Origin of the sequence: Staphylococcus pseudoxylosus (assembly GCF_003697915.1) — a bacterium.
Classification (GTDB): Bacteria; Bacillota; Bacilli; order Staphylococcales; family Staphylococcaceae; genus Staphylococcus; species Staphylococcus pseudoxylosus.
Genome location: NZ_RCVN01000019.1, coordinates 1 through 24,854 on the forward strand (window position 1 = coordinate 1; position 24,854 = coordinate 24,854).

22 protein-coding genes and 1 pseudogene are annotated in these 24,854 nt (G+C 34.5%); 7 read left to right on the forward strand and 16 right to left on the reverse strand.

What is annotated here, in order from left to right; translation table 11 throughout:
* Window positions 1–346 precede the first annotated feature (346 nt).
* Window positions 347–440: pseudogene (locus D9V42_RS15675) on the reverse strand (YSIRK-type signal peptide-containing protein); the annotation flags it as partial.
* A 351-nt stretch (window positions 441–791) separates the two neighbouring features.
* The gene (locus D9V42_RS13290; RefSeq protein WP_172592903.1) at window positions 792–2,123 is read right to left on the reverse strand and encodes a sodium-dependent transporter; all 1,332 of its coding nucleotides are present in this window, start codon (window positions 2,121–2,123) and stop codon (window positions 792–794) included.
* A 297-nt stretch (window positions 2,124–2,420) separates the two neighbouring features.
* On the opposite strand from D9V42_RS13290, the gene brnQ reads away from it, so the two are divergent.
* The gene (gene brnQ / locus D9V42_RS13295; RefSeq protein WP_122065338.1) at window positions 2,421–3,722 is read left to right on the forward strand and encodes a branched-chain amino acid transport system II carrier protein; all 1,302 of its coding nucleotides are present in this window, start codon (window positions 2,421–2,423) and stop codon (window positions 3,720–3,722) included.
* A 241-nt stretch (window positions 3,723–3,963) separates the two neighbouring features.
* Window positions 3,964–4,335 carry an iron chaperone gene (locus tag D9V42_RS13300; RefSeq protein WP_122065340.1) on the forward strand — a complete coding sequence of 124 codons (372 nt, stop codon included), beginning with the start codon at window positions 3,964–3,966 and terminating at the stop codon, window positions 4,333–4,335.
* 106 nt (window positions 4,336–4,441) lie between these two features.
* On the opposite strand, the gene D9V42_RS13305 is transcribed toward D9V42_RS13300, so the two are convergent.
* The 3 genes from D9V42_RS13305 to D9V42_RS13315 form a co-directional block, all read right to left on the reverse strand.
* The gene (locus D9V42_RS13305) at window positions 4,442–5,986 is read right to left on the reverse strand and encodes a flotillin family protein (protein WP_122065342.1); all 1,545 of its coding nucleotides are present in this window, start codon (window positions 5,984–5,986) and stop codon (window positions 4,442–4,444) included.
* A 190-nt stretch (window positions 5,987–6,176) separates the two neighbouring features.
* Entirely contained in the window at window positions 6,177–6,878 is a 702-nt protein-coding gene (locus D9V42_RS13310) for a class I SAM-dependent methyltransferase (RefSeq protein WP_122065344.1), read from the reverse strand.
* 263 nt (window positions 6,879–7,141) lie between these two features.
* Window positions 7,142–8,122: a ketoacyl-ACP synthase III gene (locus D9V42_RS13315; RefSeq protein ID WP_122065346.1), complete on the reverse strand. Its 981-nt coding sequence runs from the start codon at window positions 8,120–8,122 to the stop codon at window positions 7,142–7,144.
* 198 nt (window positions 8,123–8,320) lie between these two features.
* On the opposite strand from D9V42_RS13315, the gene D9V42_RS13320 reads away from it, so the two are divergent.
* From D9V42_RS13320 to D9V42_RS13330, 3 genes are all read left to right on the forward strand, one after another.
* Complete coding sequence (locus tag D9V42_RS13320) at window positions 8,321–9,079, forward strand: SDR family oxidoreductase (protein WP_107555248.1); 759 nt, start codon at window positions 8,321–8,323, stop codon at window positions 9,077–9,079.
* A 31-nt stretch (window positions 9,080–9,110) separates the two neighbouring features.
* Window positions 9,111–9,431 (forward strand): hypothetical protein, encoded by a 321-nt coding sequence (locus D9V42_RS13325; RefSeq protein WP_107555249.1) that lies wholly within the window; start codon window positions 9,111–9,113, stop codon window positions 9,429–9,431.
* A gap of 200 nt (window positions 9,432–9,631) precedes the next feature.
* Window positions 9,632–9,979 (forward strand): MerR family transcriptional regulator, encoded by a 348-nt coding sequence (locus D9V42_RS13330; RefSeq protein WP_107531248.1) that lies wholly within the window; start codon window positions 9,632–9,634, stop codon window positions 9,977–9,979.
* 100 nt (window positions 9,980–10,079) lie between these two features.
* Here D9V42_RS13330 and D9V42_RS13335 read toward each other — a convergent pair whose 3' ends face one another.
* Window positions 10,080–10,817, reverse strand: coding sequence for an alpha/beta hydrolase (locus D9V42_RS13335; RefSeq protein ID WP_122065348.1), 738 nt, complete (start codon window positions 10,815–10,817; stop codon window positions 10,080–10,082).
* A gap of 188 nt (window positions 10,818–11,005) precedes the next feature.
* Complete coding sequence (locus D9V42_RS13340) at window positions 11,006–11,539, reverse strand: hypothetical protein (RefSeq protein WP_107555251.1); 534 nt, start codon at window positions 11,537–11,539, stop codon at window positions 11,006–11,008.
* Window positions 11,540–11,845: 306 nt separating this feature from the next.
* Here D9V42_RS13340 and D9V42_RS13345 point away from each other — a divergent pair, with 306 nt between their 5' ends.
* Both D9V42_RS13345 and D9V42_RS13350 read left to right on the forward strand, forming a co-directional pair.
* Entirely contained in the window at window positions 11,846–12,583 is a 738-nt protein-coding gene (locus tag D9V42_RS13345) for a poly-gamma-glutamate hydrolase family protein (protein WP_107555252.1), read from the forward strand.
* A 165-nt stretch (window positions 12,584–12,748) separates the two neighbouring features.
* On the forward strand, window positions 12,749–13,960 hold the full coding sequence (locus tag D9V42_RS13350) for a pyridoxal-phosphate-dependent aminotransferase family protein (protein ID WP_107555253.1): 1,212 nt from the start codon (window positions 12,749–12,751) through the stop codon (window positions 13,958–13,960).
* 132 nt (window positions 13,961–14,092) lie between these two features.
* Here D9V42_RS13350 and D9V42_RS13355 read toward each other — a convergent pair whose 3' ends face one another.
* From D9V42_RS13355 to allC, 9 genes are all read right to left on the reverse strand, one after another.
* Window positions 14,093–15,304: a CynX/NimT family MFS transporter gene (locus D9V42_RS13355; protein ID WP_122065350.1), complete on the reverse strand. Its 1,212-nt coding sequence runs from the start codon at window positions 15,302–15,304 to the stop codon at window positions 14,093–14,095.
* Window positions 15,305–15,522: 218 nt separating this feature from the next.
* On the reverse strand, window positions 15,523–16,482 hold the full coding sequence (arcC, locus tag D9V42_RS13360; protein ID WP_107555255.1) for a carbamate kinase: 960 nt from the start codon (window positions 16,480–16,482) through the stop codon (window positions 15,523–15,525).
* Window positions 16,475–17,275, reverse strand: a complete 801-nt coding sequence (locus D9V42_RS13365; protein ID WP_122065352.1) for an oxamate carbamoyltransferase subunit AllH family protein — start codon at window positions 17,273–17,275, stop codon at window positions 16,475–16,477. The genes arcC and D9V42_RS13365 overlap by 8 nt, the downstream gene beginning before the upstream one ends.
* Window positions 17,272–18,537 carry a YlbE family protein gene (locus D9V42_RS13370; RefSeq protein WP_107555257.1) on the reverse strand — a complete coding sequence of 422 codons (1,266 nt, stop codon included), beginning with the start codon at window positions 18,535–18,537 and terminating at the stop codon, window positions 17,272–17,274. Before D9V42_RS13370 ends, D9V42_RS13365 begins: the two co-directional genes overlap by 4 nt.
* Before the next feature lies 1 nt (window position 18,538).
* A complete protein-coding gene (locus tag D9V42_RS13375; RefSeq protein ID WP_122065354.1) occupies window positions 18,539–20,299 on the reverse strand; it encodes an acyl-CoA synthetase FdrA in 1,761 nt (586 codons plus the stop codon).
* 15 nt (window positions 20,300–20,314) lie between these two features.
* On the reverse strand, window positions 20,315–21,364 hold the full coding sequence (allD, locus tag D9V42_RS13380; protein WP_122065356.1) for an ureidoglycolate dehydrogenase: 1,050 nt from the start codon (window positions 21,362–21,364) through the stop codon (window positions 20,315–20,317).
* Between the two features lie 161 nt (window positions 21,365–21,525).
* Complete coding sequence (gene allD, locus D9V42_RS13385) at window positions 21,526–22,557, reverse strand: ureidoglycolate dehydrogenase (protein ID WP_107555260.1); 1,032 nt, start codon at window positions 22,555–22,557, stop codon at window positions 21,526–21,528.
* A 15-nt stretch (window positions 22,558–22,572) separates the two neighbouring features.
* A complete protein-coding gene (gene allE, locus D9V42_RS13390) occupies window positions 22,573–23,361 on the reverse strand; it encodes a (S)-ureidoglycine aminohydrolase (protein WP_039068471.1) in 789 nt (262 codons plus the stop codon).
* Window positions 23,362–23,472: 111 nt separating this feature from the next.
* On the reverse strand, window positions 23,473–24,705 hold the full coding sequence (allC, locus tag D9V42_RS13395; protein WP_107555261.1) for an allantoate deiminase: 1,233 nt from the start codon (window positions 24,703–24,705) through the stop codon (window positions 23,473–23,475).
* Window positions 24,706–24,854 lie beyond the last annotated feature (149 nt).

Sequence of the window (24,854 nt, forward strand, 5' to 3'; positions counted from 1 at the left end):
TTTTTCACTTTATCTTTTGCGTTAAATTCTGGGTCTACTTCTGGCCCTTCTTGTTTTTTCACTTTATCTTTTGCGTTAAATTCTGGGTCTACTTCTGGCCCTTCTTGTTCTTTCACTTTATCTGTTGAATCGTTCACATTATTTTTACTATTTTATTGATCTTTATGTAAGCTAGTATGAGTTGCTTGATTGACTTTTTCATCATTCACTTGTGTTTTATCATCATTAACCGGTGTATTTGTGTTATCATTCACTAAATTTTGATGTTCCTCATCTCCCAAATGATTCCCATTTTGTACTTGTGCGTCCGCTTCACTTTGATTATTTTCTTCAGCAGCTTCTACAGTCCCTACATTCAAAAATAATAACGAGCCAATTAAAATTGAAGAAGCGCCGACAGCAAATTTACGTATACTATACTTATTTCGTTTCTTCTCCATATACAACACCTCTAAATTTTATGATTTTAAAACACAATTTAATCAAAAGAACAGACTAAATGAAAAAGTTAATAATAAAACGCGGTATTAGTTCAAAAAATTTACCTATCAATGCTTTCATACCACTCACTCCTCCCTAAAGAAAGCACTTACATTCTTTGAGAAAAATTTTATTTATCAAAAGAATTTCCAATAAATTGTTAAAAATCTTTATAATTAACAACCAAAAACTTTCAATAAATAATTTAATTAGATTTTACTAAATAAACTATTTTTAGTCAATAACTGATTACAACTAAATGACGCACAATTAAAAAATTCTCGAAGCAACAAGCAACGAGAATATTCCAGTTATATAAGTTGAACGATGAATATTAACACAATAACTACTGGTAAAACAAATTTAATTAAGTAGTACCACGGCATAAATAATTTAAATCTGTCTTTTCCAAAATGTGTTTTCAACTCATTTTTATCTAATAATTGACCAACCACAAGCGTCGTTCCTAACGCACCTAATGGCATCAAGATATTTGATACTAAAAAGTCCATATTATCAAATATTGTTCCAGCACCAAATTGGATACCGCTTAAACTACTAAATGACAACGTGGCCGGAATACTAATGATAAATACTAAAATACTTGCACAAATTGCTATAGATTTACGTTTTGAATTATCATTTTTAGTAAAGTTCGATACATTTAACTCAAGTAACGAAATCGATGATGTCAGTGCAGCAAATAAAAATAGAATTAAAAAGATAAAATAAAAACCTTGTCCATAAGCCATTTGATCAAAAACTTGTGGTAATACTTTAAATAATAATCCAGGTCCCTCAGTAGGACTATATCCAAAAGCTGCAATGGCAGGGAATATTGCTAAGCCTGCTAAAATAGATACCAAAATATTCATTCCTACAATTGAAACAGCAGATGTCTTAATCGTCATTTCTTTTGAAGCATAGCTCGCATAAGTAATCATTCCTGTCGTACCTAGAGATAACGTGAAAAATGACTGCCCTAGCGCAAATAATACACCTTCCATAGAAATATCTTCTAATCTAGGTTGCAAGATATATTTCAAACCTTCCCACGAGCCTTCTAAAGAAAGTGATTTAATAACGATGACAATTAGAAAAACAAATAATAACGGCATCATAAATTTAGAAGCTTTTTCTAATCCTTTTTCTACTCCCATCATTACAATAACCATTGTTAATAAAATAAAAATACCTTGCCCCACTATCGTTAACCATGGGTTTCCTATAATTGATTCAAACTTTATACTTCCTAATGTACTATCGCTAAAAGTTACTATTTGGAAAGCTACATTCAAGATATAGATAATAATCCAACCACCTATAACACTGTAAAAACCAAATAATATAAATACGGCTAAGTTACCATTCCAGCCAATCATATTGAGCCATTTTTTCCCAGTCAATTTTTCATAAATTTTAGTTGTGTATGTTTTCCCCATTTTTCCGACTGTAAATTCCATCATAAGTAATGGCAACCCAACGAAAATGGTAAATACTAAAAACATTAGTAAAAATGCGCCACCACCGTATATCCCAGCCATATACGGAAACTTCCACATGGCACCTAACCCTATTGCAGAACCAGCACTTGCTAAAATAAATCCTGTTGAGGATTTCCACTGTGATTGTTTATTCATAATTCTACATCCTTTATATTTTACAAAACTTTATTGCGTTAAAGCGTTTGCGTGACATAGCATCTACTATACCATTTTTCCACCTTTGTCTCAATATGTATTTTCAGCAACCAGAGCTAAAAACTTGTCACTACAGCCATTAATCAACTTAAAATTTTTCGAATATTTCATGACTTTTCCCACATGCAATACTTTAAATATTAAAAATTATCTGACATTTTATTGAATATACTGTTTTTTTATGTTAAAGTAGCATGTGTTTTGTGCAAGATAATCTCCTTGAAATTGAGGTATATAAAAATGAATAAACTTATCCTAATTTCTGGTCTAATGCTATTCTCATTTTTCTTTGGCGCCGGAAATTTAATATTTCCACCTATGTTAGGTTACACAGCTCAAGAAAATATGTGGGTTTCTATGACTGGATTTGCTATTACCGGTATATTACTACCTTACTTAACAGTTATTGTAGTTGCCTATATGAATGGTGGCGTAGAAAGCATCGGTAACAGAGTCCATCCGATATTCGGTACGGTCTTTGCAATCTGTATTTACTTATCAATCGGTGCATTATACGGTATTCCTCGTGCTGCTAACGTTGCCTACGAAATTGGAACAAATCATATATTACCCGTACATAATCATTTCACTTTAATTGTATTTTCATTAATATTTTTCTTCGTTGTTTATATTATTGCTTTATACCCAAGCCGTATTATAGATAATTTAGGTAAATATTTAACGCCCATTTTAATAATTATTATTGCAATTTTATGTATATTGGTAATTATTAATCCAGAAGGCTCTATTGGACAAGCGAGTGGTGAGTATGCTCAAACACCATTAGTTTCAGGCATTCTACAAGGGTACTTTACGATGGATTTAGTAGCTGCTTTAGCATTTTCGGTAGTCATCGTCCAAATGTTTAAATTAAATGGTGTTGATAATCAAAAGACACTCGTCAAGCACGTGATTAAAGCAGGTTTAATATCAGCGATTTTACTGCTCGTTATTTATTTTGCACTTGCTTACGTCGGCGCTACAACAAGCCATCCTGGATTCAAAGATGGTACAGGTATTTTAACGTTCAATTCTTTACGTGTATTTGGATCTATAGGTAATTTATTATTTGGTATCATCGTCATTCTAGCATGTTTAACTACATGTATTGGGTTAGTCAATGCCTGTGCCGCATTTGCTATGAAGAAATTACCAAAAGTATCTTATAAAAAGTTCGTATTGGTATTCTCTTTACTTGGTTTTATTGTTTCAACGCTAGGTTTAGAGCTTATTTTACAGATCGCTGTTCCATTGTTAACTTTTATTTATCCAACATCGATTGTATTAGTACTTATTTCTTTAGTTGGCATTTTCATTCCATTTGAAATGAAATTTGCCTTTATCTTACCGACTATCGTTACACTCGTTATCTCAGTGTTACAAATACTAAATGATTTCAACTTGTTTAAATCACTTAATACGTTATATCAAAAATTACCATTAGCTGATATTCAATTAAGTTGGTTGATTCCATTTATCATTTTACTTGTTGTCGGTTTAATTATTGATTTTTTAAAAAGAAATACTGTAAAGGCATCATAATCTTGAAAACTTTTAACTGTTAATATAGGAAACATAAGTAATAGTCTTTAGACTTGTTTTAATACTTGTGTTTTAACTTAGAAATTAAAGGGCGTGTAGATATGAAATCATGTTATTGAATTCATATCTTCATGCTCTATTTTTATATGTTATCTGAGGATAAAATCTATTCAATTTGTTATGATAGCTAACAAGTAATTAAAGCAATATTCCATATAAATAAAAAGAATGGAGTTTTAATATGAATGAATTCAAAGATTTTTTAGAGTCTATTGATCATGCATCACACAAAGAGAAAATGGAAGCCATTTTCAACTGGATTTCAAAAACATTTCCCAACCTTGAAACTACAGTAAAATGGAATCAACCAATGTACACAGATCACGGTACTTTTATCATTGCGTTTAGTAAAGCAAAAGCACATTTCTCAGTAGCACCTGAATCAAAGGCATTAGCTGAGTTCACCCAAAAAATAAAAGCCGCTGGTTACTCACAGACAAATAATCTATTCCGCATAAAATGGAACCAAGATATTGACTATGCCTTATTAAAAAAAATCATCCAATACAATATCGATGATAAGGCTGATTGTGCAACATTTTGGCGAACGTAATCCAAACATTTTCATCATTTTAAAAAAAGACCCTACTTCATGAAGTAGGGTCTCTAATTTACCTCAGTACAAAAGTTTTATAACTTTTGCTTACTGAGGTTGTTTTTTATTTTTCTGCTGTTTGGTTATGGTCGTCATTATGGTTATCTTTTATTTGATTTGAAGTATCTTCAATAGGCGCTTCAGCATTGACCTCTTCACTTTGTTTTAAAGCTGTATCTTCATGTGCTTTTTCATTTGTTTTTTCGTTTTGTTCGAAAGCGTATGTTTTCTTTTGATTTGAAACATTTTCAAGCATTTTAGTTAAATTAAAGCCTGTCATTTGGTTTAAACCTTCTTCGGCATTAGCCATTTGGGCAATAATACCATTTGATAATGAATTGATACCTTCACCATTTCCACCATCTAAAATACGAATATTTTCAACATTAGATAATGGTTCAGCCAGTGCTCTAGCAAACTCAGGCATTGTTTTAATCATCAATTCAGCCAACATAACATCTTTATTCTCAGCAAGTGCATTTGCTCTTTCTCTTAAACCATCAGCTTTCGCTTTCTCTTGTTCTCTAATAACTTCCGCTTCTGCTTTACCTTCTTTAAGTCGCGCTTCATAAGCAGCTTCAGCTTGCTTTATCTTAATTGCTGCATCTGTCTCTGATTGTTGACGACGCACGTCATCTTTTTGACGTTGAATATGTACATCATTCTCACGTTCCATCTGTATCAAATGTAACTCATTTTCTTTTTCGCTACGTTGAACGTTTAATTGTTTTTCTTTGATTTCTAAAGCTCTAGATTCTTTTTCTAACTGCCCTGAAGCTTCTGCTTGGGCTTGTGCTTTATTTGTTTCACTTAAAATAGCTTGTTCTTTTAAATCTTTTTCTCTACGTGAATCTGCAACATTCATTTGACGAGATATTTTTTCTTTCTCAGTTAATTCAGTATTCTCAGCAATTTTCATCTCAGTTTCACGTGCCGCATCACTTTCTGCAATGTCAGCTTTTTTCTTAATTTTAGCAATTTCAGGTTTACCTAAATTTTCTAAGTAGCCTTCGTTATCGCTAATATCCGATAGCCCTAATGACGTAATAGTAAAGCCCATATTGTTGAGTTGTTCTTGAGCAACTTCGGTTACTTTATTATTAAATGCTTCTCTATCTGAATTGATTTCCTCTACTGTCATTTTAGATAATATTGCTCGTAAGTTGGTGTTCAACACTTGTGATATTTCTTCAGATACTTCATCTTTCGATTTCCCTAAGAATTGTTCAGCATATTTAACAATACCTTGTAATTGATCTGCAACTTTAACTGTAGCAACTGCTTCAGCCTCTATGCCAACACCAGCTTTGGTCCACACAACCGGCGTTTTAATTTCCAATTGGAAAGATTTCAATGATATACGTGTTGATGATTGGAACATTTTCATTCTATAACCACCACCACGGACCACTCTCATATGACGGCCTTCATCATCTTGATAAACATTAGATTCAGTTTTTGGATTACCAATATTTGGTCCAGTAATAATTAAAGCTTCGTTGGATGGTACCGTTTTAAATCTTTCTTTCATATAAAGATACCAAACTAAACCACCAAATAGTATCAGACCTATGATAGTAGCAATACCGATTAGTACTAATAGATTCATGTCACTCGTCTCCTAATTCGTTTTATATTTTGATAAATTCTAAATAAACACTCCATATATCACTTTATTATAAATACAATAATAAGTATATATTTAAAATGAATAATCTTTAAATCTATTCAAAAACTTTTGATATTAATTTGATTGAAGACTAATATCAAAACAACAAAAAGTGAGTTTAAGGTATTTCTCATATTTTAATCTTTAACATAGTATTTGTATTAGTTTGGAATTCATAATCAACTTTTATTTCTTCTATTTTACAACCTTGCTCAGACAAATAATTTATTATATCGTCTAGCTTCTCATAACGTTCTCCTTTTAAATTAACAATTGGAAAAATACGTATTTCTTTTTTAGTTACCCTTAACATTTCATTTAAAGTCTGTTTATGAAAATGATAATCAAAGTGATCAGCGTACATAAATAGAAAATGCGCAGATAATAAGATATCAAATTCATTATTTTTATATGGTATCTTGGGCAATGAGGCTACTTTATATGATTTAGGATATTGTTCCATATCATAAATACAATCTGTTAATGCTTGCATTCTATGCCTCTTCAAGTGGCTGATATTCTTAAAGTAACGCCAACAATAATTTGATTTTGACGATTGCATCTTCTCCATAGCGTGCTTTAAATCATCTTTCCCCCTGCTGTATAATTCTGTAGCATTAAAAGTATATGCAATATCACATGACTCTATATTCAAACCCTTTTTTCTTCCTATTGCTGTAAATGAACATGCACCGGCAGGACAATCTAATATTTTTTCACTTTCTAATTCCGCCAAATTTAAATTAAACATGCTAAAATACTCTTCATATGTTCGACCAATAAAAATAACTCGCTCAATTTCTAGTTTCGTATTTTTTGATTTCTCACTCATTTATATCCCCCTTGCAACTGTTACATATAAAATTTTCACTATTTTATTGAAATCTCACTATAAACACAGTGGGTTAAATTTAAAAAAACTCTACTTGTAAAAAGGGTGGTTTACGTCTAAAGCAGCTTTTAAACACACTAATGTTTAGTTCTAGTGCATGAAGCTTTATAAATTTTGAAAAATTTACAAAGCACAAAGTTGTTCTTTATTAATCGAATGAATCGTCACCCTCAAAAGCATTCGTATTTATCTTGTGTCATCACCTATAACGTCCACTTAATTAAGATAGATGCATACGCTAATCCACCACCAAACCCAACTAGTAATACTAAATCACCTTTTTTAATTTTATTCTCTTTGACCGCTAGATCAATGGCCAACGGAATTGTGGCTGAGGACGTATTGCCATAGTATTCAAGACTTTTTAATGCTTTATCTCTTGCTATACCAGATTTATCACATATAGATTCAATCATCCTAGCATTCGCACTATGTGGTACAAACCAATCTAAATCTTCTTTCGTGTAATTGGCTTTATTCAAAGTCTGCTCAATAATTCTCGGTACATTGCCTACTGCCCATTTGTACACACCACGCCCATTTTGGACAATAAACCCTGGATTTTCTAACGCTTCGTCAAACATTGCTTCCGATAATTCCGAGCAATATAAATTATGGCCTTTTTTGCCATCTGATCCGGCATCACTTGCTATAAAACTCGTCTCATCTTCATTGTATTCTACTAAAAATGCACCTGCCCCATCTCCGAATAATATGCATGTGCCACGATCTTTGTAGTCTGTAATCTTAGATAATGTTTCTGCTCCTATAACTAAAACTTTCTTATTTTGACCTGAAGTTATGAGACCATTGGCAATATTAAGACCATAAGTAAAACCAGCACAAGCCGCATTAATATCTATTGCCCCTGCATTTTCCAACTCTAACTTAGCTTGTACATAAGAAGCGACACTTGGCGTTTTATAATCAGCTGTTAATGTTGCATTCACAATCATATCCACATCACTTAAATCGACTTGATATTTCTCTTGTAAATCCAACACTGCTTGATAACTAATATCGCTTGTATATTCATCCTCTTTTGTAATTCTTCTCTCTACAATTCCAGTTCTTTGTTGTATCCATTCATCTGACGTATCTACTATATTTTCAAAATCATGATTGTCCATTATTTTTTCTGGAACATATGAACCTTTCGCAGTAATTTTAGCAAACGATTTCATCTAATTATTCCCCTTTAACTATTATAATTATTTAATTCTATACATTTATATTATTCATGCTACTATTTTCACAAATAAATTTAAATGATATTTTGAATTATATGTGTAATAATTCAAATAAAAATAACATCAAATAACTTGCTTGATATTGCACTCTCAGGTTTATTGTTGAAATACATTTAAAGGAGGTTTTATAATATGGGAAAATTTAATAGTTTAAATGACAAAGTAGTAGTAATTGCAGGTGGCGCAAAGAATCTCGGCGGGTTATTAAGTAAGACTTATGCTGAACATGGCGCCAAATTAGTAATTCATCATCATGATGAACATTCTTTGAATGAAGCTCAAGAGACACTTGCCAAAGTTGAATCACTAGGTGGACAAGGTACATTATTTTCTGGTGATTTAACCCAAGTGAGTAATGTTGAATCCTTATTCCAGCACGCTCAAAATACTTTTGGAAAAATCGATATTGCTATTAACACAGTTGGAAAAGTACTGAAAAAGCCTATTGCTGATACGAGCGAAGAAGAATTTGATAACATGGCAGATATTAATGCAAAATCAGCTTATTTCTTTATAAAATACGCTGAAAAAGCTATGAATGACAACGGTAAAATCATCACACTGGCAACTGCTTTACTCGCTGCTTATACAGGTTTTTACGCTACTTATGCAGGAGGTAAATCACCCGTAGAACATTACACACGTGCAGCCTCCAAAGAATACATGGATAGAGGTATTTCTGTTAATGCTGTTGCTCCTGGACCAATGGATACACCTTTCTTCTATCCACAAGAAAGTGAAGAAGCTGTTGCTTTTCACAAATCACAAGCGCTTCACAACCAATTGACAAATATTGAAGACATTGCACCCATTATTACTTTCTTAACCACTGATGGTTGGTGGATTAATGGACAGACATTATTCGCAAACGGAGGATACACTACGCGTTAATGTATATAATAAATTAGGAGGTTATTAAACTATGTATTACTTTGTAGCTATATTTAAAGATAATGAAACAGAAATACAAATCATTTCAGAAGAAAGTATTATCGACGACAAGCACATTACAATTCCTAACGACAATTATGTGAATGCTTTGGCCGAAGAAATCATAGAATTATCTCATCAAAACCAGTTGTATCATAACGATATTAAACGCATCGGTTTATGTATCAATGATTATAAAGTGGTCGGATACGACACGATAGACGCATTACAAAAAGATTTAGCATCCACATTTGGTTTTGAAGCTATAATCGACACTAACTATGAACATTTATTAGCAGCACTTATTAAATAGGACAAATATTAACTTCAATTGAAACATTCTATAAAATAACTACACAATAGAACATTCACAAGTGCTTTAGTATATCTAAATTCACATGTTTTTTGTTTCTCAGATATATCATAGCCCTGTGTTTTAAGAAGGCAGGAATACAAACATAATGTTTAAGTTGTGCGATCTTCCTGCCTTTCTATATTTTAGGAGGAAAATGTATGCAAGTAAAAAAAGCAGCCGAACAATTAGACATGAGTGAACACACGCTTCGCTATTATGATAAGGCAGGACTTTTCCCATTTGTTTCAAGAAATCAAAATGGTTATAGAGATTTTTCAGAAGAAGATTTATATTGGATTGAATTCATAAAATGTATGAGACAGACACATATGCCCGTCTCAAAATTAAAGGAAATTGCTGAATTGTATCATCAAGGAAGCGCTACTAAACAAAAACGTAAGCAAATATTTTTAGACCATCAACAAAATTTAATAGAACAAAAGAAGATTATTGACGAAGGCCTGCAAACATTAGCAGAAAAGTTCAAAGTGTTAGAAAGTGAATAAATTCAAGCCTATAAGGAACTATATTTCATAGCGCTAAGCTTCAGCAAAAATTATTAAAATACAACTATCTCCTTACGCAAGTTAATGGTGTATTACAGTATTAATAGTCTTCAAAAAACGCAATAATATCTTGTTCAACTTCAAGGTGGCCTTCACCGTGGGTCATCAAATGCTTACACAGCTTATAACCATCAACTTCTTTATGTTCGTGCTGAATTTGATTATAGATATAGTCGGCGCTCGTTTTATATGAAGCATCATCCTGCTCACCATACTTAATGGCAATCGGAACCGTGATACGATCTAAATTTGACATGACATTTTCAACTAATAATTGAAATTTTTGGAGTTCTGGACCATAGTTAGGAATTCTTTTTAATTGAGTATTAATTTCTACTTGATCTAGACCTAACAACTGCCCTATACGTTGACCATAATCTTCAAGCCTCCCTGATAGCCCAGCATCACTCTTTCTATATGGTGTTGACATAATAGCTATAGCATTAATGTCATACCATTCTGCCAATTTCAATGATAATATCCCACCTAAGGATACGCCACAGACATTTATTTTTGAATAACCTTTATCTTGTAAAAATTGATAACCTTCAATCGCATCATTTAACCAGTCATCCACATCATAATCCATCAATGTGTCTAGCATAAGTCCATGACCTTTGTATGGTGGCACATAACATGTAAAGCCAGCTTTGTTTAATTTTGTGGCCAATAACTTTACATCTCGAACCGTGCCTGTAAATGAATGTAATAATAATATAGCTTTTTCTGCTCCATGCTGTTCCAAAAATATTGGATTTGGTGCCTTTATGTTTATCATCTATTGTCACTCCAAGTTTTAGTTTCCTACTGTATTGTAATTGAAAATTACTTATCCCTCAAAGTAATCCGTTTAAACACCTATATTTCTCACTAAAACATAAACTCCCTTTAATACCACACATCGTCATGTCGCTGTATTAAAGGGAGTTCATATTTAAATATTTACACACTTCTCTTAGTTTAATGTTACTGCGTCATATTAAAAAATTGTAATTCATAGATTGCTTTATCATTATACGCATTAAAGCTATCTATTTTACCGTTTAAATATAGCTCTTGTGTTTTTCTACTAACATTATGTTGATAGGACAACTTAACGTTTAAGTCAGATTCATAGCCATTGTTCTGGATAGTACTTTCAATTTCAGAAAATACATCTTTATTTATTGGCAATAAATATCCTTCTTTACTAGGTAGAATATTTACATATTTAGTTTGTAACACTTCTTGTTCACCAATATAAATTTCAATTTTTATATTCTTCGCAGCACCACCGCCAAGATTATATAGCTTTAAATAATCTTGTTCGGACTGGCTTTCGATACCAACATTTTTCAGTTGCAGTTCATTTTTGTCTCGTGTAATCAATATTTGATTAAAACCAAGTGCTGGTAAAAAGCTAATCTTCATTTGATAAAGTTGCACACTGACTGACACAAAGTAAAAGAGTGCCATGATAAAAGTACCTAAAGAACCTATAGCCGATATAATGTTTATCATTATTTTAACACCTCCAAATTTTTTATGTGAGGCAGAATGAGCATTATAACATACATCAATTATAAAAAAAACGAGCTACTTATAAAAGTAGCCCGCCAACTAAGAGGAGTCTGCATACATGCCAAAGGACATGTTACAGACCTGCCTCTTAATTAACATGCCCTAAGGCATGAAAATTCATTGTACAACGCTTTTAAATTCTCTGCAACATATCTTTTAAATAAAATTATATAATTCTTATACCTTAACAAATTTTATGATAATATTATATTTATAAAATATTTTTAATACGTATAGGAGTTTATTATGTACTTTTTAAAAGCAATTGCCTTATCCTATTTTAAATGCATACGGGCTATAGCACTATGCTTGTTTGCAACCATCACTTTAGTCACTATTCTACCTTCTTCTAACGTTTATGCCGCCGATTTATATGGCTCTATGTCAGAACTTATGGATGATACTGAATCTGGTGTAGATTGGCAACTATCATATCGTAATAATCAAAGTGACACACTCATTGCCGCTATACATGGTGGCAACATTGAAGCGGGCACGACAGAATTATCCACGTTAACTGCAGCTCTAGGTAATTATAATTATTATTCATTTCAAGGTATTCGCACATTAAACAATGCTGAGTTACATGTCACATCAACAAACTTTGATGAACCTGTTGTAGAAGACATGCAACAAGCTGTTTCAAATTCTGTAATGATACATGGCGCAAGTGGTAGCGAACCAGCCGTTTATATTGGCGGTAAAGATGAGCGTCTTAAATCATCTATAGAAAATGCATTACAAGCAAAAGGCTTCAATGTTTTAGAATCACCATCCCACTTATCAGGAGAATCTAGTCAAAATATAGCTAATAAAAATGCTAAAGGTGCAGGCGTTCAATTAGAATTAACTTATGCACTAAGACAGTCCTTTTTTAATGATCAAAATTTATCCATGAATTCTCGCTCTAATGAAGCAAATTGGAGTATTACAATGTATGCATTTGCCGAAGCCATTCATCAAGCACTTGAAACAAATGGTTAACTTTATCAAATATGGAACGTTATTATAAAATCATTCATAAACACTCAATTTTTGTAATATTCTCACAAATAACAAATTATTTTTCATCATTTTTGACGATTAACTCTGTTATTTATTAGAGTATAGTATATACTGACATAATTTATAGAAAATGAGGTTAATAATATGGATGATTTGAAAATAAACAAAAGATTAATTATGACCCCTGGCCCCGTAAGTGTAGACCCTCGTGTCTCTCAAGCAATGTCTAATTCAATTTTAGGTCAATTTGATTATGAATTTGTAGACATAATGAATAAAACGATGGAACTCATTAGAAAATCTTTTTTAACAGACAATCAATGGTCATTTCCTATCGATGGAACAAGTCGTGCAGGTTTAGAAGCCGTTATCGCTAGTATCGTCAAACCTGGTGATACCGTACTTGTCCCAATCATTGGTAGATTCGGTTACTTGTTTACTGAATTAGTAAAACGTGCAGGTGGTGTCGTACATAATATTCAAAAACCAATGGGTGAGGTTTTTGAACAAGCAGAAATCATTGAAGCTTTAGATACTGTAAAACCCAAAGTACTCGCTATTGTACATGGTGAGACTTCTACTGGTCGCTTGCAACCGATTGATCAACTAGGTCGTGCTTGTAAAGAACGCGGCATTTATTCAGTTGTTGATGCAGTAGCTACATATCAAGGTATGGTCATTCCAGTAGATGAGTGGGAACTAGATGCCGTCATCGGTGGTGCACAAAAATGTTTATCCATACCTTCAGGCATTACACCAATTACATTTAATGACAGATTTAGTGAAGAAATCAATAAACGTAAACGCGTAGAACTTGGTATCCGTTCCAATGAAAGTACAGAACAAGACCACTTTATACGCAGTAATTATCTCGATTTAACACAATTACAAGATTATTGGAGTCCTAAGCGATTAAACCACCACACAGAATCAACGACGTCGATTTACGCGCTATATACTGGTCTGAAAATAGCATTGACTGAAGGCATTGAAGCACGTGCTGAACGTCATGCATATCACCAAGAAGGCCTGAAACAAGCATTGAAAGCTTTAGGTTTAGAAATATTTGGTGATGAAACAAATGAAATGAAAATGGTCATCTGTGTTAACATTCCTGATGGTGCAGACGATAGTAAATTTAGAGAAGGCTTGTTAAAAAATTACGGTATTGAAATTGCAGGATCCTTCGGCGAACTACAAGGTAAAATTTGGAGAATTGGTATCATGGGTTATGCTATTGAAAAGCAAAACATCTTAACATTCTTATCTATATTTTCACTTTACCTAGCACATCAAGGCGTACAAAATTTAAATCCCGAAAAAGCTATCGATACACTATTAGCTTATTACGCATAAAAACCAAAAGGAGAGACCTAGACATTGATCAATGTCTAGGTCTCTCCTTATATATGCAGTAAGCACTTAATTACATGAATTAAATTGACTGCAGTAAATAGTTTCACATAAATATCATACCAACCATACTTATTAGTGATCTTCTACAACTCTATTTTTAGCGGCTGGATAACCAAAAATAAAGAATAATGCTGACATCACAATTAAAGCAATAATGCCTGAATCCCAACTTTCCGTAGCATCATGAAGATAACCAATTAAGAATGGACCAACAGCAGCAATTAAATAACCAACAGATTGACCAAAACCAGATAATGAAATACTACCATCACTTGTACGTGCTCGGATTGAGAAGAAAGTCATACATAAACTGAAACAAGCACCCATCGCTAATCCTGCAATGATAATACCAATAATCAGTAGCACTAATGATTGTGTAAAGAACAAACTAAATCCTACCAAGAATAGCACGGTAATAATCACGACTAATATACGTTGGTCTTTCAATTTAGAAGCGATGATTGGGAAAGTAAAGGTCATTGGTACTTGTGAGAACTGGTTGAGCATTAATAAATATCCTGCCGTAGAAGGATCCAATCCTCTATCTACAAGAATTGATGGTACCCAAGCCACTACGGTATAAAATACCATCGATTGAAATCCCATCGTCAACGCAACCATCCACGCCAGTTTAGATTTCGTTATAGCTACCTTTTTGGGTCTATCTTGTTGATCCGCTATCGCCGTTGCCTTCTCTAATTGCACACCTTTTCTTGCTTTAGGTATCCACAGTATGATTGCAATAACCGCAAAAAGAATCCAAAAAGACAATGACAATCTAAAACCTAATGGCGTTATTTCTGACAGTGGAAAGCTTAAACCACCGCCTAAGCCTGCAGTAAAATTCATTGTTCCACTATAAATACCAGTAGCTAGACCAATTTGCATCGGGAAATACCATTTAACATAACTTGGTAACACCACATTGCCGAATGCAATAGCTATTCCAAGAATGAGTGTGCCAATTAAGAACAAAGTGAAATCTCCTGCAATACGTAAATATAGTGCAACAATGAGTAGCATAGTAGAATACAATATTGTACGAGACATGGTTAATCGAGCAGTTACTTTTGAAACGAATGGCGAAACAATTGCAAAAATAATCAGCGGTATCGTAGTCAAGATGCCTGCAACACTGTTATTAATTTCCATAACTTGTTTAATTTCATCAACTACAGGACCGACCGACGTTAATGGCGCACGTAATGTTGAAGCAATAAAAACAATTGCAAATATCACGCCCCAATTATTATTAACTTTATTGATGCGGTATGGGTCAGTCATCTTATACCACCTTTCTTAATTCTCTATTTTTATATTTATAATGATGAAGCGGGACAGTCATCTAATATTTCAATTTAGATTTCCATTCCCGCCCCACAAAACGATTGACTGATTAAAAATTGCAATACGAACACAATGAACAATCAGTGTTTTATAATGAATGTTTATGATGCATTTCAATCAAAGTAGCATCACTTTGTTCACATTACTTTTTACAATTAATTTACTGCTTCTGTTGATGGCTCCAATAAAATACGTGTACCAGCTTTACCTGCTAAAGCATCTATCGCATCATCTAACGAACAAATAATCGCCTCTTTACCCATTTCAGCAAACTGAATTGCTGCTTCTATCTTAGGTAACATACTGCCAGCTGGGAATTGTCCTTCAGCAACATATTGCTTCGCTTGTTCAACAGAAATCGTTTTTAGTTTTTCCTCGTTCGGTTTTCCAAAGTTAACACATACGTTTGAAACGTCAGTTAACATTACAAATGTATCAGCATCAACTTGTTCCGCTAATTTTAAACCTGAGCGGTCTTTATCAATTACTGCTTCTACACCTTGGATATTACCATTGTCATCTTTATAAACCGGAATACCGCCACCACCTGAAGAAATAACGATTGCTTGGTCAATAAGCGACTTGATTTGATCTACACCATGAATAACTAATGGTTCTGGTGAAGGAACGACACGACGGTATCCTCTACCTGCATCTTCTACCATTACGAAACCATGTGTTTCTTCTAAACGTTGTGCTTCTATTTCATCAAAGAATACACCAATAGGTTTAGTTGGATTATTGAATGCAGGATCATCTTTATCTACTTCTACCATTGTCAACAACGTTACTACATTACTGTCGATATTTAAAGATTTCAAATGATTTTTTAATGATTCTTCCATCATATACCCTATAAAACCTTGTGATTCCGCATTACAAGCGTTAATTGGTAAAGGCTCGACAATGTCTTTAGCCGCTTCATTTTGTGCAATTATATTCCCTACTTGAGGCCCATTACCATGTGTAACCACAATATTGTGTCCTTGCGCTTTTAATTCAGCCATTTTTCGTGTAGCTGAATACACGTTTTTATATTGATTTTCGTATGACGCTTCTTGCTTTGGTTGAAGAATTGCATTACCACCTAAAGCTAATACTACACGTTTACTCATACGCTCCACTCCTTAAAGTTGTTGCTATATATATCCCATACAATGTATCTTTTCCAGATGATGATCCTACTTCTAACAATTGATTCATATGATACACCGTTGGTTGATGTTGCAACACTAATATTTTCGAACTAAACAATCCTTTTAATGCGCTGTCCAAAAAGGCTGTAGCAACTATTGTTGTTAACTGTTCTTGAATAAGCTCCTGTATAACCTCTAAATTCCCATCACATATAAAAGGCTTCATGAAATGCACAAATAGCATGCCCGTTAAGATATCGTCACCTGAAGGAGTTAAACCTTGTCCTCTTCCAATCAAATAACGCAATGAAGATTTAACTGCCTTATCATCCTCTTGTTTCAATGACTCCATAATGGACTGCATTTTCAAATAAGAAAAATCTCCCTTGTTATACTCTGAAAAGTCATATGCTGTGCTGTTTTCATGCAACATTGACCATAATAATGGCTTTGAATTTAGCTGCACCTGACTCGCATGTATCGCTTGATTACGCCAAATCAATTGGCAATTATCTGTAATAAACATTGCATTTGCAGTTATTTTTATAGGTTGATTTACAGCGATATTTTCTAACAGTTGTTTTTTAGTTTGATGATCTACAGTAACGCCAAATGGAAACGTACCATTTTCGTCACTACCTATAAAAATAAGTTTTTGATCATCATTTACAATGTTGAAGCCTTTTTCAAAAATACTATGCACATAAAACGTTTGTTGCTGTCCGAGTATTTCCTGGGCAATTGGCCCTATTGAACGCACATGGAAAATCACGCTTTGAAGCCTAATTTTTCTGCATATGCCGTAATTGCTTTTTCAAAGCATTCGATTGGCGGATGTACTGTTCCAGCACCAATTTGACCGTAACCTGCAATTTTATGTGCAATACCTGTATTAATTACAGGTGTGATTCCTGTCTCTACTACTTTTCGCGCATCTATACCTAAACACGCACCTCTAAAGTTCCATGTAGGGATTGCAAAGTTAGGATTTTCACCGATACAAATTTCAGTCATTTCGTTGCTGATTTCTAAAGCGTCATCAAATCCACCTGTACCTACGAATCTTGTTACTGCAGGTGCAGCAATCATTGCCATACCACCAACACCAATAGTTTCAGTAATAGCAGAGTCACCAATATCCGTATTAGCATCGTCTGCAGAATAACCTGTAAAATATAAACCTTGAGGCGTATTTACCGGTGCAGTGAACCATTCGTCACCCATTCCAGCGATGCGCACACCAAAGTTTTCACCATTACGACATAATGCAGTCACAACTGTACCATGTTCAATTGTACGTGCAGCATCCATCATAGCTTTACCTGTTGCCATCGCAATATTTAAGAAGAACTGGTCTGTATCAGCTAAAAATTGAAGTACTTCTGTACGTTTGTCTTGTTCTACGTCATCTAATGCAGCGATAATTGGTGTTACCTCTTTTAGAAATGCTAATGAAGCAGCTATATTACGTTGGTGGAATTCATCTCCCATCGCAATGGCTTTCGCAATCAGTACATTTACGTTCAAACCATCTTTCATTTGTTTTAAAGCTTTACTAAGTACAGGACCTAAAACATCTTTCATCCAGTGCAAGCGGTTTACTACTGTTTCGTTGTAAGCGCCAAAGCGTAGGACTGCACCAATACCTTCATTCATTTGGCAGTAAGCCTCATTACCAGTTTCTCTATTTTCTACAACTAAAACCGGCATATTTGCTGAGGTAATACCACCCATTGGTCCAACAGCTTTAACATGATGGCACGGAATAAATGTAATTTTATCGTTTTCTAGTAATGAACGTGCATCTTCTTCATTGTTCGCCCATCCTTCAAACAAGATAGCGCCTACACATGATCCTTGCATAGGATCTGTCATATTTTCATATTTAATCGGTGGTCCCGCGTGTAACAGTACGTGATCTGTTAATTCAGGAATTTTTGATTTCGCTGGCACTACATCTACTAAAAACGGTGCTGCAGCAATCATTTTATCTATAACTGCTTGGTTTGCTTCATCTATTGTTTTGTAACCCATGTTATACCGTCTCTCCTTCGAAATTATTTAAATATTGGAGTACTTTCATTAGTTTTTCGTCTCCACCAGCAATTGGACGCCAATTAAACTGAACAACTTCTGCGCCACCATCTTGAATCGCTGATGTGAAACTTTGTAGTCCAATATTAATTACGCTAGGTGTCATATTGATTAAATTCATCACTTTCTCATCAACTGTTAAATCTACTTGCTCTACTTCAAAAGATTTTATTTCACGGTTTGGTTGCGTCACATTACTACCAATAATGTTTAACGCTGTACGTACCATTTGATCATTTGTGTCACATACTACAGCGCCAGCTGCTTCTAAAGTATTGATTTGTGCATGATAATCTTGATGATCATGTTCTGTTCCAACTACAGTTGCTAATACTGCTAAAGAGCGTCCTTCTTCTTTTACTTTTTGAAGTATGTTTTTAATTGTTGGTGCTAATTCATTTGCCATATCATCATGACTACCATAGCCAATGACATTATCTAACATAATGACTGCAGTTGATGGGTCAGCTGATGATGTTTCTAACATTTCAATACGTTTTGATGGGTCAATCATTGGATGTGGTCTACCTTGCGTATAGATATCATCACCGAAATCAATAATTTCATGATTTCCACCTTTGTATGAATAACCTTCTGGCGTTGCATCTGTTGAATCATCACCTAATGTATCTTTAACTAACATCGCTGCTTCAGATGCTAAAGTACCACCAGAGTAATAACCCTTGATACCATTTTGTTTTGCGTTTAAAGTCACCGAAATATTCTCTTTCACATGTGGTTTGAATTGTGGTGTTTCATCATTTGAAAGCTGAACAGAAATACGAGCAGCCTCTTCCAATGTATACGCATGATAAATGTTTTCTTCAGTATACGTAGGTTTTGAACCTAAAAATAAAGTAACGACTGGTTTATCAATATTACGTAATAAATTCAACACTTTTTCTTCTACTTCTTTAGCTGGTGGCTTAGAAATAACAGTAATCACTTTAACTTTTGGATCTGAATTTAAAGCTTTTATGCTATCTAACATTGTGATTGCACCAACTTCAGTTGATAAATCACGTCCACCTGTACCTAGTGCATTCGTTACACCTTTACCCTCTCTATCGATAATCGTTGTAACTTCTTGAATACCTGTACCTGATGCACCTACGACACCGATATCACCTTGGTTGACTGTATTAGTAAACGCGAGTGGTAAACCATGAATAATTCCCGTACCACAGTCTGGTCCCATAACTAGTAATCCTTTATCGTGGGCCATTTTTTTCAGACGTACTTCATCTTCTTTAGCAACATTGTCACTGAACATAAAAACATTTAAATTGTGGTTCAAAGCATTTTCTGCTTCCATAGCTGCATATTGTCCAGGAATAGAGATTAACGCAAGATTAGGATTATTAGCTAATTCTAACGCGCGCTTCCAGTTTGAAGCTTCATCTTGTTTTTGTGCTTTATCGTCACTTTCATTTTTACCTTTTAATTCTGCTTCTACTTCTTGATTAACTTCTTCAACCTTATCTTTATCATCAGTATCAACAACGATGACAATATCGTTTGGTTTCGCTTCTTCTAGCTCAGATGTACCTAAGCCAGATGATTTGAATATATCTTTATTAGCAGGTGTCCCCATCATAATAGATACTTTATTAACACCTTCAATAGCAGATAATTTATTTGATAGTAGCATTAATACAATTGAATCTTGATACGTATTTTCTTTAATTATTGTGTATAACATCTTATGCCTCCATTATTATTCTGCGAATCTATTTTTTCCGTGGTAACGATCATAATGTACATCATCCGAAATTAAGTATTCATAGATGTCATCAACAATTTCTATACCATTTTCGTCATATTTTTCACTGCGCATACGACCACGTTCACCAGGATAGAAAATTTCACCATATCCTTCCGCAGCAGGTTGTGCTTTAAGTTCATCTAACATAGTTGAAATACGTGTCTTAAACAGGTCTAAGTCAGTGAAAAACGCCGGGTTGATTACAATATGCAATTGTCCTAAATCTCGTCCCTTGGTTAAATCTTTATACATTGATGATACGTGTACACCATGAGGGACACCTAATAAACTACCGGATAGAATATCGACCATCATCATTAAGCCATAACCTTTAGGTCCAGCTACTGGAACGAGTGCATGTACATCTCTAGCGTCAGTTGTCGGTTCGCCTTGTGCATCAACTGCCCATGTATCTGGGATAGATAAATGTTTCGCTCTTGCATCAAGTACTTTCCCCCACGCTTGTACTGTCGTTGCCATATCAAATGTAATAATACGGTCGTCATTTGATGGTGCACTAAATGCAATCGGGTTAGTTCCAAAGTAAGGTTCTGTACCGCCAAACGGTACTACCATTGGATCTGATTGACACATACTAATACCAACCATGTTCTCTTTTGCAGCCATTTCGACGAAGTAACCCAGTGCCCCACTATGAGAAATGTGCTTCATACCAACAACCGCAACACCGCTCTCTTTAGCCATTGCAATAGCTTTTTCCATTGCTTGTTTCGCAGCTTGGTGACCAGGGCCATTGTCCCCTTCAAAGACTGCAGCTGAAGGTCCTGTTTGTTCAAATTGATAGTTTGGATTAGCTGTTATGCCACCTTTAGCAATGCGTTCTGCATAATACTCAACTCTGACAGCACCATGAGAATGGATGCCTCTGTGATCTGCAAATGTCAATACGTCGGCAACATCTTGTGCCGCACTTTCATTTAATCCAGCTTTTACCAATTTATTTTTCATGAGTTCAAGTAATTGTTCTTTCGATACACGCATACGAAAACCTCCTCACTTTATAGTCAATTCCACTAAGTTTCATCTACGTTTAGTCTATTTATTGCATTAAAAAGGAAGCTACTTGGGAGAGTAAGCTTAGTCTTTAAATGTACGCCTTCATACATTTCATAACGTTCCCATTTCACTTCCTTTAGTTTTATTTAATACAGTTGCTCTGATACTAAATAGTCATAAATACTTTCAGCGACTGGAATACCACTTTTAGCATAACGATGTTTTACTGTTTCCTGGATTTCTCCAGGATAGTAGACTTGTTCAAATCCTTGTGCTGGTTTGATATCATGTAACTCATCAACCATTTCAGAGACTTTTTCTAAAAATAATGTTTCATCTCCAAAATAAGCTGGATTGATTACAATATGAAACTGCCCTAATCTACGGTACTGGCTTAAGTCCTTATACATTGAAGTGACGTGTTGACCGAATGGCAATCCTAGGAGGCTACCTGCTAAGATATCCACCATCATCATTAGTCCATATCCCTTAGGTCCTGCAACTGGCAATAATGCCGCCACTTCGAATGGGTCGGTTGTCGGTTCGCCTTGATTATCCACCGCCCATGTATCTGGGATTGATTTATGTTTGGAACGCGCATCCAAGATTTTTCCCCATGCTTGCACTGTTGTTGCCATATCGAACAAAATTGGTTCGCCCGATTGTCGTGGTGCAGCAAAGGCAATAGGATTCGTGCCGAAGTATGGCTTCGTACCACCGTATGGGACCACCATTGGATCTGATTGACATACTGTAATGGCTACCATTCCTCGTTTGGCAGCTTGTTCTGCAAAATAACCAATAGCACCACTATGACCCATTTCTTTAACACCTACCATACCAATACCGCTTTTCTCAGCCATGGTGATAGCTTCTTCCATTGCCTGATACGCAACATAATGTCCTACTGCATTATCTCCAAAATAAGTTCCAGCTGAAGGTCCATTTTGCGTAAATTCAAAACTAGGTTCTAAATTATAACCTTGCTTTGAAATACGTTCTGCATAATATTGCATACGCACGGACCCATGAGAGTGGATGCCACGCTCATCAGCAAATATCATAAGGTCAGCCGTTTTGTCTGCTTGTACTTCAGGAAGACCAGCTTGCGTCAATTTTTTCTTGAACAGTTCACGTAATTTATCTCTTTCAACGTATACTAACGTCTCTTCTTCCATCGTTAACAACCTTCCTTAAATTTCAATATCTCTATTAGCATCTTTTGAATAGATATATGCAAATGGTTCATCTAAACCTACTGCATATGTCGCTTGAGGCGCATAGGCACCCATAAAGATATAATCTCCTTTATCAACTGGCATCCATTCATTATCTAAGTTGTACATGCCACGTCCACTTAAGATATAAGCACCGTGTTCTTGTACATGTGTTTCGATATAGCCATGAGACGCACCCGGTTTAAATGATAAAATATGAATATTCATATCATACGCAAGTTCTTTTGGTAAAAGATCTAAAATTTTCACTTCTTCCATACCTTCATATGGTTCTTGCACCATGTCATTAACATTTCCAGTAACTACTTCTGGTGTATATCCTTCTAATGGCTGGTAACGTTTTTTGTATAAAAATACTCTACTATCATTATTTTGATTACTGTTTTCAAACGTCATAACTTGATGAGCTGGAACATATAAATAACCGCCTGCGCTTAACTCATACTTTTTATCATCTGCATATGCATTAATGTTACCGTATTCAACATAAATAAATGTTTGTACACCGTTACCACCAAAGCCTTGTTTGTTACCGCCTTGATTTTTTAAAGTAACTAAATAATCAACAAAACGAGCGCCTAACCTTGGAGATCCCATGATTGTTACATCACAATCTTCGAAACCTGGCACTACATTATTAACTAAGCCATCTGGCGTAATTACTGCATAATTATCCTTTTTAATTACTGAACGTGTTTCTAATAAGCCTTCTCTATAACCTTGATTGTGGTTTAAATAACCCATAAAAACATTACTCCTTTTCTCTTTTTGGAATTATTATTTTATAATCATTTTCTCGTTAAAAATTGCTGAACCATCATTGTTTAATTGCTTTAATCAGTAGTTATTTAACGCTTATTCTTTATAAGCAAGTTGATACAATACTTGTTTGAGCACCTCTATACCTTTAACCAAATCTTCAATATCAGTCTCTTCTGTAACATTGTGACTCACACCATTAATAGATGGGACAAACAACATTGCGGTCGGTATGTATTTAGCAAAGATTTGAGAATCGTGTCCTGCACCTGATGGCATTATTTTACTATCATTAGAACCAACTACTTGTTCAGCAGCTTGTTCTACTACTTTGACCAAACTTTCATCCATCATGGTCGGCGCTTCGTCCATCCATAAGTTAATGTCGTATTCGACACCTTCTTGTTCTGATACCGTTTTGATGCAATCATCAATCGTTTGTGCAAAATCATTCAACGCTGCTTGATTGATGTGTCTACAATCAATTGAAAAAGTAACCTCACCTGGCACTACGTTCACTGTGTTTGGCACTGGATCAACGCGGCCAAAAGTAATAACTAGCGGGTCTCCAATCGCTCTTGCTTTATCAGTTAGCTCTGTTGCGATTTTACTGAAAGCAACTACTGCATCTCTTCTTAATCCCATCGGTGTTGTTCCCGCATGGTTTGCTTCACCTTTCAAATTAATTGTGTAACGTTTTTGTCCCACAATGCCATTGACGACGCCGATTGCTTTCTTCTCAGTTTCCAATACTTTGCCTTGTTCAATATGTACTTCAATAAATGACTTAATATAGCTATAATCATTATCTTCACTGCGATAATCAAAACCAGCGTTATTCATCGCTGCTTTAAAATTAATACCTTCACCATCAGCAATGTCATTCACGTCTTCACGATTCGCTAAGTTAAAGAAATTTTTGCTTCCCCAAAACGCATACGGGAAACGGCTACCTTCTTCTTCAGCTAACGCCAAGACTTCAAGTGAACGTAGTGGTTGACCATGCTCAGCTTTCAATGATTGCATTGCAACTAACGCTGCTAATACACCAAACTGACCATCTAAATGACCACCTTCAACAACAGTATCAATATGTGATCCAGACATAATTGTCTCTTCTGGATATTTACTACCTTCAATACGTCCTTTTAAATTACCAACACTATCGAAGCTAGCTTCAAATCCTTCTTTTTCTAATGTATGTTTTAATTCATGTACAGCATTTGACCACTCATCTGAATATAGTAAGCGCGTAATACCGCCACCGTTTAATCCACCAAAACCGGTGAATTTTTTATCTAAAGATTCAAAAGAAGATCGTATGTCCATTAAATTCAACTCCTTTTTCATTTCATAACCAATTATAAGCGTTTACATTTTAGTTATCATTCACATTTCTAACAATAATGGTTAAGACTTTTATTCGATTTATACAAATACTTCTAAACATTTCTTTGAGATACTATAGTTAGCAAATT

Coding starts and splice junctions, on each gene's coding strand:
- D9V42_RS13300 (WP_122065340.1), top strand. CDS start 3,964: ATGAATGAATTCAAAGATTTTTTAGAGTCTATTGATCATGCATCACAC.
- D9V42_RS13370 (WP_107555257.1), bottom strand. CDS start 18,537: ATGGGTTACAAAACAATAGATGAAGCAAACCAAGCAGTTATAGATAAA.
- D9V42_RS13310 (WP_122065344.1), bottom strand. CDS start 6,878: ATGAGTGAGAAATCAAAAAATACGAAACTAGAAATTGAGCGAGTTATT.
- D9V42_RS13375 (WP_122065354.1), bottom strand. CDS start 20,299: ATGTTATACACAATAATTAAAGAAAATACGTATCAAGATTCAATTGTA.
- arcC (WP_107555255.1), bottom strand. CDS start 16,482: ATGAGTAAACGTGTAGTATTAGCTTTAGGTGGTAATGCAATTCTTCAA.
- allD (WP_122065356.1), bottom strand. CDS start 21,364: ATGCGTGTATCGAAAGAACAATTACTTGAACTCATGAAAAATAAATTG.
- D9V42_RS13340 (WP_107555251.1), bottom strand. CDS start 11,539: ATGATAAACATTATATCGGCTATAGGTTCTTTAGGTACTTTTATCATG.
- D9V42_RS13335 (WP_122065348.1), bottom strand. CDS start 10,817: ATGATAAACATAAAGGCACCAAATCCAATATTTTTGGAACAGCATGGA.
- D9V42_RS13315 (WP_122065346.1), bottom strand. CDS start 8,122: ATGAAATCGTTTGCTAAAATTACTGCGAAAGGTTCATATGTTCCAGAA.
- allD (WP_107555260.1), bottom strand. CDS start 22,557: ATGGAAGAAGAGACGTTAGTATACGTTGAAAGAGATAAATTACGTGAA.
- D9V42_RS13330 (WP_107531248.1), top strand. CDS start 9,632: ATGCAAGTAAAAAAAGCAGCCGAACAATTAGACATGAGTGAACACACG.
- D9V42_RS13355 (WP_122065350.1), bottom strand. CDS start 15,304: ATGACTGACCCATACCGCATCAATAAAGTTAATAATAATTGGGGCGTG.
- allC (WP_107555261.1), bottom strand. CDS start 24,705: ATGGACATACGATCTTCTTTTGAATCTTTAGATAAAAAATTCACCGGT.
- allE (WP_039068471.1), bottom strand. CDS start 23,361: ATGGGTTATTTAAACCACAATCAAGGTTATAGAGAAGGCTTATTAGAA.
- D9V42_RS13305 (WP_122065342.1), bottom strand. CDS start 5,986: ATGAATCTATTAGTACTAATCGGTATTGCTACTATCATAGGTCTGATA.
- brnQ (WP_122065338.1), top strand. CDS start 2,421: ATGAATAAACTTATCCTAATTTCTGGTCTAATGCTATTCTCATTTTTC.
- D9V42_RS13320 (WP_107555248.1), top strand. CDS start 8,321: ATGGGAAAATTTAATAGTTTAAATGACAAAGTAGTAGTAATTGCAGGT.
- D9V42_RS13325 (WP_107555249.1), top strand. CDS start 9,111: ATGTATTACTTTGTAGCTATATTTAAAGATAATGAAACAGAAATACAA.
- D9V42_RS13345 (WP_107555252.1), top strand. CDS start 11,846: ATGTACTTTTTAAAAGCAATTGCCTTATCCTATTTTAAATGCATACGG.
- D9V42_RS13350 (WP_107555253.1), top strand. CDS start 12,749: ATGGATGATTTGAAAATAAACAAAAGATTAATTATGACCCCTGGCCCC.